Raw genomic sequence first — 12,074 nt, forward strand, 5'->3', positions numbered from 1 at the left:
TTTCGGATCGGGCCTGGATAGCGGGCCACCACATTGGGCTGCCACGACTTCACCCGGCCTTTTCGGGCGCAGGAAGGCCGAAGCCGCCCACGGGATGGGTCTCGATCTGGAATTCGAAGCCAGCGATGAAGGGACGCGCCTTGGCGATCGCCGCCTGGACCTCGGGCAATTGCAATGATGCCTTGTGGCTCGCCTGGTCGGTCCACACTTCGGTGACCCAGATGGCGTCGGCGTCGGCCGGATCGGTGGCGATGATGTAGCTCAGGCAGCCGGGCAACGCAGCTGTGCTTTCGCGCAGCACGTCCATGACCGCATCGCGCTGGCCGCGCGCCGCCCGCATCTTGCCGATCAGTCCGTACATGCGCTTACTCTCCCTCCAGGTTGCACGCTGGATCAAGTATGCAATCGCCAGCTCACGGCATCAACTGGCCGCCATTGACCTCGATCACCTGGCCGATGATGTAGCCGCTCAAGAGACTGGACGACAGGAACAGATAGGCGCCGACGCAGTCCTCCGGCGTTCCGGCGCGCCCTTGCGGAATGGTGGCGACCATGGCCTTGATCTGCTCGGCGTTCGAATAGCGTTCGTGGAAGGGCGTCAAGATCGTGCCGGGCGCCACGGCGTTGACGCGGATGCCGAAGCCGATCAGCTCCTTGGCCATGCCGCGCGTCACGTTGGAAACAAAGGCCTTGGACGACCCGTAGAGGCCGGCGCCGCCGCCGGCGCCGTTGCGGGCGGCGATCGAGGTGGTGTTGATGATGAAGCCGCCCTGGCGCTTCAGCCATGGTATCGCCTTGCGCGAGGCGGTCAGCACCGAGCGCGCATTGAGGTCCATCACGGCGTCGTAATGCGCCTCGTCCTGGTCGGCATAGGCGACGCGGCCAAGCATGCCGCCGGCATTGTTGACCAGGCCATCGAGCCGGCCGAAGTGGTTTGCGCTCTCTTCGACGACACGCTCGACGTCGGCCGGTTTCGAGAAGTCGCCCTGGACTAGAAACACCTCGCCGCCATCGTCGCGGATGGATCCGGCCACGGTTTCGGCGGGAGCGCGGCTTGCATTGAAATGCAGCGCGACGCGGCATTTCTGCGCCGCGTAAGCACGGGCAAGTGCTGCACCGATCCCGGTCGAAGCGCCGGTGACCAGCACCGCCTTGCCGGCAAGATCGGGGATGGCAAGTGTCGTCATGTCGGCTGGCCTCCGGGTTGCCATCCTTCGTAGGCCATTGCCGGCCTGGCCTTCAAGTGTTGGCGTTCAGTGGGGGCGCATTCAGGGCCTGAGATAGACATAGCCCTGATGCTGCAGTTCGGCGAGCTTCACGACGCCGCCCTTGTCGGCAAGCTCGAAGCCCGCCAGCAGGTCGGTCAGCGTGATATCCATGCCGTGCAAGGTGTTGCCGCAGGCTTGCGGCACAAGTCCCTGCTGGACGAGGCCGGCGAAGCGGCTGGAAACAGCGCCGGAAGCGCCCTTGGCCGTGAAGGCGGCCAGAGCCGGACCGTGCACCACAAGCACGATGTCGACATTGCCGCCAGTGCCCTCATAGTGGTTCTTGATGTTGCCGAGGACGAAGTTGACCTTGTCAGCGTCGCTGAGGTGATAGGCGACTTTCAACCTTCCCTCAGGCGTTGCCGCATTTGCCCGGCTCAGGCCGAAAAGGCCCGCGGCGCCAGCGAGACCGGCACGAAAGATGTCACGGCGCAGCATCGTATCCTCCGTTCGCCCGCCCGCTCGCGATTTTGCATGGTCCAGGCGGCACTCCTAGACTAGCATATCCAAGTCCCGTCGGTGGGAGGAGGATCACATGATATCGAGGACCATGGTGGCGAGGACCATGGTGGTGGTGCTTTGCGCCGCCCTTGCCGCCTCGTTCGGCGCGGCGCGCGCCGAACAGCCGCCCAAGCTTCCCGAGCTCAGCCCGACCGGCGCCGACGCCTGCTTCGGCCGTGTCTACGACGCCGCCCATCTCAAGGCGCATCCGCATCAGAAAGTGGCGCGCATCTTCTTCTACTACGGGCACGATCCGGTCAGCCGGCCGAACGAGGAGCCGAGCACGATGTCGGACGTCTCTTATAACGGCTTTCTCACCACCACGGTGCGCGGCGCCAAGAAGCCGGAATGGGCCAGCGGCTGGTGCAACAAGGAGGATCCAAGCGACAAGGCAAGCGGCATCCGCTGCGGCATGGAATGCGACCGCACGCTCGCCTCGCTGAAAGTCGACGACAGCGGCCGGCTACTCCTCTCCAACGTACAGCCTGATGTGTATCTCGACGCCGGCGCTGAGGAGGATCTCGGCAAGGCCGAGTACAACAAGCAGGCGCTGGGCAGCGAGGACGACAATTTCAAGCTGGACCCGATGCCGGCCGAGACCTGCAAGGCGGAGTTCGCGCGCATCGATCCGATCGACCCGGCGCTGGGCGAGCCGCTGCGCGTGCGGCTCAAGCCCGATCAGCCCTTCTGCTTCGGGCGTGACTACGACGATGCGCATCTGAGGTCGCATCCCAACCAACTGACGCAATCGATCCGCGTGTTTCGCGGACCCGTCGAGCTCGCCTCCTTCGCCGCCGGGAGCGACGCCGCGAACTGGCCGGATGGGGTGGATGTCGCCGTTTCGGTGACGACGAGGCAGAAAGGGAAAAAGGTCACGCAGACCTATTCCTGCCAGGGCGAGGCCGATCAGTGGCGCTGCTCGGCCAATTCCAAGATGAGCGATTTTTCCTGCAACGTCTCGCAGAAGGAGATTTTCCTCAAGCGCGGCGTCAACGGCACGATGATGGTCGCGAACCCCAACAATGCGGTAGCGGTTGTCGATCTCTGCTCGAAGGCGGCGAACGGCAAGACCAGATCCGACGACAAGGTCTATCGGCTGCAGCCGATGCCGCAGTCGGCATGCGCTCCGTAACCAGCGCTTCGTCATTCTATGGCGGAGCGAGGAGCGAAGCGACGCGGCGCAGACCATAGAATCCGTGACTTCGACGCGCCGCCACGGTGGCGAATTCTGCTCCGTTGCACTCCTTGGCGAAGGTAACGGCATGGATTCTAGGTCTTCGCCACGGAGCTTCGCTCCTGCTCCGCCCTGGAATGACGAAGTTGAGAGGCTCCGGCCAATCTCCAACGTCTGCCATGCTGGCACCGTCAGGCGAAAGGTACCGCCGCGGTGCCTTTCGGCAGCTTCGCCTCGTCGTCCGGCTCGACATGGATGGTGACGCGCACCGAGGGGATCTCGGCCTTCAGCGCGTCCTCAATGCGGTCGCAGATGACATGGCTGGCGCCGACGGTCATGTCGGCGTCGACCACCAGATGGAACTCGATGAAGGTGGCGCGGCCGGCAATGCGCGTCTTGAGATCATGCACCTCGAGCGCGCCCTTCGAATTGGCCGATATGATGTTGCGGATCTGCATGTGCTCATGGTTGTCGACGGCGCGGTCCATCAGCCCGCTCATCGACGAGCCAATGACATGCCAGCCCTGCCACAGGATGTTGAGCGCGACGATCACGGCAAGCGCCGGGTCGAGGATCTGCCAGCCGGTGAGCACGGCACCGACAAGACCGCCGAACACGCCGACTGACGTTACCACGTCGGTCATGATGTGCTGGCCGTCGGCGACAAGCGCAGGCGACTTCGCATTCCGGCCGGCGCGGATCAGCGTCCAGGCCCAGATCGCATTGGTGACCGTCGCGACGCCGTTGACGGCAAGTCCTTCCCAAGGCTGTTCCAGCGGGGCCGGATGTTGCCAGGACTGCCAGACCTCGTTGAGGATCAGCAGCGCCGCGACGACGATCAGCACGCCTTCGAGGACGGCGGAAAAATATTCGGCTTTATGATGGCCGAAGGGATGGTCCTGGTCGGCGGGCTTGTAGCTGACCTGGATCGCCCAGAAGGCGGCGGCCGATGCGATCACGTTGACGATCGATTCCAGCGCGTCGGAATAGAGCGCCACGGAACCGGTGATGTACCAGGCGGCAAGCTTCAAGACGAGCACCACGAATGCGACCAGGATCGACCAGAAGGCAAGCCTGGCAATCTTCTCGCGGGTCGCGGCTTTCGCCGCGGCCGCCACCGTGTCCTGCGTCACAGCCATGGTTCCTACGCGGCCTTTTCCTTGGCCTTGCGCGGCAGATGCGCAACGATGTTCTCGATGATGCGCATGCCGGCATTGTGACCGAGCGTCATGATCGATTCGGGATGGAACTGCACCGCCGCGATCGGCTCCTTGCGGTGCTCGAAAGCCATGATGATGCCGTCCTCGGTCTCGGCGGTCACCACGAAACCGTCGGGCAGGCGCACCGGGTCGGCGAAGATCGAGTGGTAGCGGCCGACGGTCACTTCCTTGGGCAGGCCTGAGAAGATGATGCCGGGCTTCGAAACGCGGATGCGCGACGGCTTGCCATGCATGGGGATGTGCAACTGCCTGAGCTCGCCGCCATAGGCCTCGGCCAATGCCTGCAGGCCGAGACAGACGCCGAAGATCGGCAGGTCGCGGCTGCGCGCTCGTCTGATGGTGGCGGCGCAGTCGAAATCCTTCGGCGTGCCAGGGCCGGGCGACAGCACGACGAGGTCCGGCTTCAACCGCTCGAAGACCTCCTCCGGCACCGGCGAGCGAACCGTGGAGACGTTGGCGCCGGTCTGGCGGAAGTAGTTGGCCAAGGTATGGACGAAACTGTCCTCATGATCGACCAGCAGGATGTTGACGCCGTCGCCGACGCGCGCGGTGGTGCGCTCGGTTCCGGTGGCGTTGCCGGTCTTGGCGTCGCGGATGGCGGAGAGCATGGCGGATGCCTTCAGTTCGGTTTCGGCTTCTTCTTCCTCGGGAATGCTGTCGAAAAGCAGTGTGGCGCCGGCGCGCACGTCGGCGATGCCGTCCTTGATGCGGATGGTGCGCAAGGTCAGTCCGGTGTTCATGTCGCCGTTGAAGTTGACCATGCCGACTGCCCCGCCATACCAGGCGCGCGGGCTCTTCTCATTCTGCTCGATGAAGCGCATGGCCCACAGTTTCGGCGCGCCGGTGACGGTGACCGCCCAGGCATGCGAGAGAAACGCGTCGAAGGCGTCCATGCCTTCGCGCAGCCGCCCCTCGATATGGTCGACGGTGTGGATCAGGCGCGAATACATCTCGATCTGGCGGCGGCCGATGACGCGTACGGAGCCCGGCTCGCAGACGCGCGACTTGTCATTGCGGTCGACGTCCGAGCACATGGTGAGCTCGGACTCGTCCTTCTTCGAGTTGAGCAGCTTCAGAATCTGCTCGCTGTCGGAAATGGCGTCGTCGCCGCGCTTGATCGTGCCGGAGATCGGGCAGGTTTCTACTCTGCGGCCGTTGACGCGCACGAACATCTCCGGCGAGGCGCCGATCAGATATTCGTTTTCGCCGAGATTGATGAAGAAGGAGTAGGGCGAGGGGTTGATCGACTTCAGCTTGCGCGAGATGTCGGAAGGCTGGGTCTCGCAGCGCTCGTAGAACATCTGTCCAGGCACGACCTCGAACAGGTCGCCGCGCTTGAAGCTCTCCATGGCGCGGCGCACCAGGTTGGCGTATTCGCCCGGTTCATGGTCGCCGCGCGGCGGGATGCGGTCGGCGGTCTTGAACGGCTCGGCGGTGGCGTCGCGCGGCAGGCCCTCCGTCGAAAAACCCTCGCCCGAATAGTCGTAGCGGTCGGTCCAGGCCTTGGTCGAATAATGGTCTACGACCAGGATCTCGTCGGGCAGGAACAGCACGAGGTCGCGCTGGCTCTCCTTGCGCTCGAGCTTGTGGTCGACAGGATCGAACTGGAAGGCGAGGTCGTAGCCGAAGGCGCCGTAAAGGCCGAGATTGGCGTCCTCGGCGGTCTTGAACAGCGCGGTGATGGCGCGCAGCACCGTGAACACGGACGGAACGCGGCTGCGCTCCTCCTCGGTGAAGACGCGGCCCGGCTTGGCGACATCGAGGCGGATGAGTGTCGTCGAGGTCTCGGCGATCGTCACTTCGCTGAGCTCGCCAAGCGCCTTGCCGATCACGGGCAACAGCGCTTCGCCGCGCTTGTTCAGCGCTTCGATGCGCATCGTCCGTCCCCGCGCGGAAATCACCAGCGGCGGATCGATGATGGCCGTATCCCAGCGCGTGTAGCGGCCCGGATATTCGTAGTTGGAGGAGAACACGGCGCCGCGGCGCGAATTCAGGCCGTCGACATAGGCATCGATCGCGCCTTCATAGGGCCGGTCGTGCCGCTCGCGGGTGATCGTCACGCCGCCCGCGGTGATGAAGCGCTCGGCCCCGTTGTCAAGAACTTTAGTCGTCATTGCCGTCTCCATCAGCGTCTTGGGCAACGGACCCGGGAATGGCGTTAAAAAACAAATGGCCGCCCGGACATTCCGCTGCGGCCACCTTCTTTTTCACGCGCACACGCACGAACAGGCCGCTGTCAGCGAGCCCACCACCAAATGGTCTTGTTCGAACGCATGTTCATGGCGACTCCCATAGCGGCGAATGGAGGTCCATGCAACTGGATTTCACGGCGATGGTGAAAGCCGCTACGCCTCAGTCTTCCAGCGTGCCGGAGCGTGCATCGGTGCTCCTGGCGTCGCCGGCGAGCTTCAGAAGATCCTCGCCGGCGCGGATGATGCGGCGCGCGCGGCGGGTCAGGATGAAGCCCGACTGAGGGGCGAACACGTCCGTGCGGCCGCCGGCCTCGCCGGGCGCGTGGACGATCGTCGCCAGCCTGTCGCCTTTCTTGACGCGGTCGCCGGGTTTGACGTCGTAAAGGATCGCGCCGGCCCTTGGCGAAGGTATCATGTCGATGTTTTCCAGCGGTACGACCGGTCCGGGAAATTTCTCGAATTTCGGCACGGATGAGTCCTGGACGACGCCGCGCGCCACCAGCAGGCGGTAAAGCCCGGCGGCATCGGCCGCGGCGAGGGCGGCGTCGACATCGAGTATGCCGCGATACTCGACCGTGGTGACGGCGCGGCGATCGAAGCGCGCGACGCTCGCCGGCACGTTCTGGTAGGGCATGATCGAGGCGCCTTCGAAGGTGCCGGTATCGTCCTCGCTCCACAGCAGGACGGCTTCGGCGCCCATGGCGGCCGCGCAATCGGCCATATGCGGCCACAGGCTGGTGTGGATGTAGAGATAGGCCAGACCTTCGTCGTCGCAGTGGAGGTCAAGCACGATGTCGTTGCCGAGCGAGAGCTGGACGAGCCGGTTCTTCAGCCGGCGATCGGCGCCGCCGAGGCTGACATCCGGCAAGAGCCTTTCGTCGGGCGCGGCAAGCAAGGGAAAGGCGCGGTTGAAATTGGTGCGGGTGCCGAGACTGAAGCGGCCCTGATGCTCGCCGAAATGATATTGGGCGCGGCCGATCGGGTTGGCCCAGGGCACGATGGTGATCGTACCCTTGATGCGGCCCTCGGCCTCGGCCCTGGCGAGCATCGGCACCAGGGCGTCGATGGCGACGACGCCCGGCAGCTCGCCGGCATGCAGCGCCGCCTGCAGGTAAGCGGAAGGAGCCGCCTTGTCCTTGCCTTCGAAGCGCAAGACGGGAAATTCGTAAACGACACCCTCGCTGTCGCCGGCGATGCGTTCGATCGTCTTCTGCATGGGATATCTCCGCGTGAGGAGGTTTCAGCCATGCATTGTTGCGATCGGGCTGTCGAGTGGTCCAGCCTCGCCGGGCTGTCGGGTATCATCGCAATCGCGCTCGCCCGCTTGCTGCGCGGCACGAGGCTTCGCCGCAACGGCCGAACGCCGCCTCTGGACTTTAGACCAGCGGCTTCAGCTCCTGGGCGATTGTCGGCAGCAGCTCCGAGACATTGGGGTGGATGTGCATGGCGCGCGCCAGCGTCGAGATCGGCGCCTTGGCGTACATGAGGTCGAGCACGCAGTGGATCGCCTCGTCGCCGCCCGGGCCGAGCACCGAACAGCCGAGGATCTCGCCGGTCTCTGCATCGGCCAGGATTTTCATGAAGCCCTGCGTCTCGCCCTTCTCGACCGCGCGGCCGACACGCGTCATCGGCCGCTGTCCGACCAGCGCGCGGCGGCCGGATTTCTTCACGGCGGCTTCCGTCATGCCGCAGCGTCCGAGCGGCGGATCGATATAGAGCGCATAGGCCTCGATGCGGTCGCTCACCTTGCGCGGATCGTTGTCGAGCAGGTTGGCGGCGACGATCTCGAAGTCGTTGTAGGAAGTGTGGGTGAAGGCGCCCTTGCCGTTGCAGTCGCCCATCGCCCAGATGCCCGGCACATTGGTGCGCAACTGATCGTCGACGATGATATAGCCGCGCTGGTCGACCACGACGCCGGCCTTGTCGAGGCCGAGATCGTCGGTGTTGGGCGTGCGTCCCAGCGCCAGCAGAACATGCGAGCCGATGGCCAGGGATTTGCCGGCGGAGAAGGTGACGGCGATCCCATTGCCTTGCCTGGCAAAGGCGATGTCGTCGGCGCCGACATGGACGGCGATGCCTTCATTTTCGAGTATCGATTGGATGGCCGCGGACGTGTCCTCGTCCTCGCGGCCGGTCAGCCGCGGCGCCTTTTCGATCACCGTGACCTCGGAGCCGAAGCGGCGGAACATCTGTGCGAATTCGAGCGAAATGTAGCTGCCGCCGACGACGATCAGATGGCTTGGCAGCACATCGAGATCCATCATTGAGGAATTGGTGAGATAGGGCACGTCGTTAACGCCGGGCAGATCGGGCACCGAGGCGCGGCCGCCGGTGTTGAGGAAGATTTTTGGCGCGGTGAGCAGCGCGTCGCCGACGCGCACCGTGTCGGCGGTGACGAAACGCGCATGGCCGCGATAAAGCGTGCAGCCCTTCATCCCGGCGATCCATTTTTCGAGATTGCCGCGGGCGTCGTTGGTGACCTTGTCCTTGCGCGCCTTGATGCGCTTGTAGTCCACGCCGACAGGGCCTGAGAGCGCGACACCGTAGTCTGCGGCGCGGCGGGCGAGATGCGCGGCATAGGCGCTCGCCACCATCGCCTTGGTCGGCATGCAGCCGGTGTTGACGCAGGTGCCGCCGATGAACTTGCGCTCGATCAGCGCAACCTTCATGCCGGCGGCCTCGAGCCGGCCGACAAGCGGCGGCCCGGCCTGGCCGGCGCCGATGACGATGGCATCGAAGCTCTTTGCGCTCATGCGACCGCCGCCACGATGAGCAACCCGCCGATGATGGCGACCGCATCCTCGATGAAGGCGGCGGGCGGATCCTTGCCGAATGCGGCGGCCAGCCGGCCGCGGACCTCGGCGCCGCCCAGCGTGCCGATCACCGCGCCGATCGCGCCGGCGACCAGGCCGCCGATGGTGGCGCCGGCGGTCGCGCCGATCACCGCGCCGCAGAAGGCGCCAACGACGATGCGGGTGCCGAACTGCGGCGGTACCTTGCGGCTCGGCGTCGACGGCAGCTGGTCGGCGATCAGCTCGACGATGGCCAGAATGGTGAAGATGCCGGCAGCGATCCAGTGGCCCATGAAGCTCGCCCAGGTGCCTGTTACCGGCAGCCAGCCGAGATAGGAACCCCAGGCGACGGCGGCGGGCGCGGTCATGGCGCGCAGGCCGGCAATGACGCCTATCAGCAGGGCGAGAATGTAAAGCACGATCGACCCCCCTCAAACCGAGACCGTCGCGTGGTCCCGCGACGGAAGGCTAGCACAAGCCAGGCATTTCGCCACGGGGCTTTGTCTCACAATCGATTATGCTTTGGCAGCAGACGAAATCTGGAGGTATCGCCATGACGGCAAGCGAGCGCATGAAGATGGCGGCGGGCGAATGGTACACCTGCATCGACGATGAGCTGGAGGCGTTGCGCGTCGCCGCGCGCGATGCGGTGTTCGAGCACAACAGCCTGCCGCCCAGGCAGCGCGGCAACATCGCTCCGGCCCTGCGGGCGCTGCTCGGCGGCGTCGGCGAGGGGGTTCGCATCGAGGCGCCGTTCCATTGCGCGTACGGGTTCAACATCCATCTCGGCGAGGGGGTCTTTCTCAATGCCGGCTGCACCATCCTCGACACCGCGCCGGTGCACATCGGCAAGGGCGCCCTGCTCGGCCCCAATGTGCAGATCTACTGCGCCGAGCATCATCGCGAAGCTGCCGGCCGGCTGGCCGGACTGGAGATCGCCAGGCCGGTGACGATCGGCGACAATGCCTGGATCGGCGGCAGCGCGGTGATCCTCGCCGGCGCCAGCATAGGCGAGGGCGCCATCGTCGGCGCGGGCGCGGTGGTGAGGCGCGACGTGCCGGCGAACACCACTGTCGTCGGCAACCCGGCGCGAGTCGTCACGCGCCGATGAGCGCACCGGCGTTTTGAGCGGTTTTTGAGAATTCACGCCGGTACCGCACCGGCGAGGTCCTGAGCCGCGCGGCGAAATGCTGGCGCAGCGAGGTGGCGCTGCCGAAGCCGGCTTCGAAGGCCACGATGTCCATCGATTTGTCCGTCTGCTCCAGCAGCCTCTGCGCAAGTGCCACGCGCTGGTCGGCAAGCCAGTCGCCGAAACTGGTGCCTATCGACTTCTGGAAGCGGCGCGTGAAGGTGCGGCGGGTCATGCCGGCCGCATCGGCGACGCTGTCGAGGCTGTGCGGCTCGCCGAGCGCCGCCCGCACCTGGTCGAGAGCGCGCGTGAACCGGTCGGCATTCGGTGTCGGCGCAAGCGGGCGCTCGATGAACTGCGCCTGGCCGCCCTGCCGGTGCGGCGAGAGCACGACGTGGCGTGCAAGCCGAAGCGCGGCCTCCGCGCCATAGCGGGCGCGAACGATGTGCAGGCAGCAGTCGAGGCCGGCGGCGACGCCGGCGGAGGTGACGATGTCGCCTTCGTCGACATAGAGCACGTCGGCGTCGATCGCGAGGTCGGGATGCAGCGCCTGCAGCCGATCCGTATAGGCCCAGTGGGTGGTTGCCTTGCGCCCGGCCAGCAATCCAGCGCCGGCAATGGCGAAGGTGCCGAGGCACAAGCCGACGATGAGCGCGCCGCGCCGATGCGCGCGCTGCAGCGCGTCCTTGAACGGCGCGGCCAAGGGATCCTCGAGATCCTTCCAGCTCGGAATGATGACGATGTCGGCATCGTCGAGCGCCGAAAGTCCATAGGGCACGACGATGCTCAGCCCCGCATCGGTATGAATGGGTCCCTCGTCCATCGCACAGACGCGGAAGTCGAAGCGCGGCAGCCCAAGTTTGGTTCGATCGGTGCCGAACACCAGGCACGGCACGGAGAGGTGGAACGGGCTGATGCCGTCGAAGGCGACGGCGGCGACGATCGGATTCTTTATGGCAAGCATCGCTCCGTTGAAAGCTGAATGTCCCAATTTTTTCGAATGATGTCAATCGGGCCACTTTCTTGGCTCGAGACAGCCGCCTAGCTTAGCGCCCATCAACCCGGTCGAAAGGAAACCGCCATGTCAGCACCAGCCACCCAGCCGCGCCGCGCGCTTGTCGTCGTCGATGTCCAGAACGACTACAATGGCGGCAATCTCGCCATCCAGCATCCGCCATTCTCGGAGACCGTCGCCAATGTGGCGCGCGCCATGGATGCCGCCGCGGCGGCCGGCATCAAGGTGATCGTCGTCAAGCAGATGGCGCCCGAGACCTCGCCGATCTTCGCCAAGGGCAGCCATGGCGGCGAGCTGCATCCCGAGATCGCCAGGCGCGGCCGCGACCACTATGTCGAAAAGACGCTGCCTTCGGCCTTCACCGGCACGGATCTTGAAGACTGGCTGCGCGCCAACGCCATAGATACGATCGCGGTCGTCGGTTACATGACCCACAATTGCGATCTGTCGACCATCATCCACGCGGTGCATATGGGCTTTGCCGTCGAGTTCCTTTCGGATGCCAGCGGCTCGGTGCCCTATGCCAACAGCGCCGGCTACGCGTCGGCCGAGGATATACACCGGGTGGTGAGCGTCGTCTTGCAGTCGCGCTTCGCTGCGGTGCTCAAGACCGCCGAGTGGATCGATTGCCTGAAGACCGGGAAGCTGCCCGAGCGCGACACGATCTATGCGTCCAACCAGCGGGCCCTGCAGCGGAACGCGGCGTAACCCGGAGCCTTCAAAAGCAAGGGCGCCGCCGGGATGCGGCGCCTTTTTCTTGGCGCCAAATATCCAGCAAGAGCGTGA

The 12,074-nt window shown here is 65.2% G+C and carries 12 protein-coding genes; 3 read left to right on the forward strand and 9 right to left on the reverse strand.

The features are described from left to right. Positions 1–49: 49 nt before the first annotated feature. From FJ419_RS07515 to FJ419_RS07525, 3 genes are all read right to left on the reverse strand, one after another. The gene (locus tag FJ419_RS07515) at positions 50–361 is read right to left on the reverse strand and encodes a putative quinol monooxygenase (protein WP_140689051.1); all 312 of its coding nucleotides are present in this window, start codon (positions 359–361) and stop codon (positions 50–52) included. A gap of 52 nt (positions 362–413) precedes the next feature. After that, positions 414–1,187: an SDR family oxidoreductase gene (locus tag FJ419_RS07520; protein WP_181170635.1), complete on the reverse strand. Its 774-nt coding sequence runs from the start codon at positions 1,185–1,187 to the stop codon at positions 414–416. 81 nt (positions 1,188–1,268) lie between these two features. Next, positions 1,269–1,703, reverse strand: a complete 435-nt coding sequence (locus FJ419_RS07525) for a DsrE family protein (protein WP_140689055.1) — start codon at positions 1,701–1,703, stop codon at positions 1,269–1,271. Between the two features lie 97 nt (positions 1,704–1,800). Here FJ419_RS07525 and FJ419_RS07530 point away from each other — a divergent pair, with 97 nt between their 5' ends. Next, positions 1,801–2,898, forward strand: a complete 1,098-nt coding sequence (locus tag FJ419_RS07530; RefSeq protein WP_140689057.1) for a hypothetical protein — start codon at positions 1,801–1,803, stop codon at positions 2,896–2,898. A gap of 233 nt (positions 2,899–3,131) precedes the next feature. Here FJ419_RS07530 and FJ419_RS07535 read toward each other — a convergent pair whose 3' ends face one another. From FJ419_RS07535 to FJ419_RS07555, 5 genes are all read right to left on the reverse strand, one after another. After that, positions 3,132–4,079 (reverse strand): cation diffusion facilitator family transporter, encoded by a 948-nt coding sequence (locus tag FJ419_RS07535; protein WP_140689060.1) that lies wholly within the window; start codon positions 4,077–4,079, stop codon positions 3,132–3,134. A 5-nt stretch (positions 4,080–4,084) separates the two neighbouring features. Continuing rightward, the gene (locus FJ419_RS07540) at positions 4,085–6,274 is read right to left on the reverse strand and encodes an anthranilate synthase (protein WP_140689062.1); all 2,190 of its coding nucleotides are present in this window, start codon (positions 6,272–6,274) and stop codon (positions 4,085–4,087) included. A 238-nt stretch (positions 6,275–6,512) separates the two neighbouring features. After that, positions 6,513–7,568 (reverse strand): succinylglutamate desuccinylase/aspartoacylase family protein, encoded by a 1,056-nt coding sequence (locus FJ419_RS07545; protein ID WP_140689070.1) that lies wholly within the window; start codon positions 7,566–7,568, stop codon positions 6,513–6,515. Between the two features lie 160 nt (positions 7,569–7,728). Then, a complete protein-coding gene (locus tag FJ419_RS07550) occupies positions 7,729–9,105 on the reverse strand; it encodes an FAD-containing oxidoreductase (protein WP_140689078.1) in 1,377 nt (458 codons plus the stop codon). After that, on the reverse strand, positions 9,102–9,563 hold the full coding sequence (locus FJ419_RS07555) for a DUF4126 domain-containing protein (protein ID WP_140689085.1): 462 nt from the start codon (positions 9,561–9,563) through the stop codon (positions 9,102–9,104). Before FJ419_RS07555 ends, FJ419_RS07550 begins: the two co-directional genes overlap by 4 nt. Positions 9,564–9,697: 134 nt before the next feature. Here FJ419_RS07555 and FJ419_RS07560 point away from each other — a divergent pair, with 134 nt between their 5' ends. Further along, complete coding sequence (locus tag FJ419_RS07560) at positions 9,698–10,255, forward strand: sugar O-acetyltransferase (protein ID WP_140689093.1); 558 nt, start codon at positions 9,698–9,700, stop codon at positions 10,253–10,255. Here the strand turns inward: FJ419_RS07560 and FJ419_RS07565 are convergent. Then, positions 10,242–11,228, reverse strand: a complete 987-nt coding sequence (locus FJ419_RS07565; protein ID WP_140689343.1) for a helix-turn-helix domain-containing protein — start codon at positions 11,226–11,228, stop codon at positions 10,242–10,244. The genes FJ419_RS07560 and FJ419_RS07565 overlap by 14 nt on opposite strands. A 126-nt stretch (positions 11,229–11,354) precedes the next feature. Between FJ419_RS07565 and FJ419_RS07570 the strand changes: the two genes are divergently transcribed. Next, complete coding sequence (locus tag FJ419_RS07570) at positions 11,355–11,996, forward strand: cysteine hydrolase family protein (RefSeq protein ID WP_140689100.1); 642 nt, start codon at positions 11,355–11,357, stop codon at positions 11,994–11,996. Positions 11,997–12,074 lie beyond the last annotated feature (78 nt).

Origin of the sequence: Mesorhizobium sp. B2-6-2 (assembly GCF_006440615.1) — a bacterium.
Lineage (GTDB): Bacteria > Pseudomonadota > Alphaproteobacteria > Rhizobiales > Rhizobiaceae > Mesorhizobium.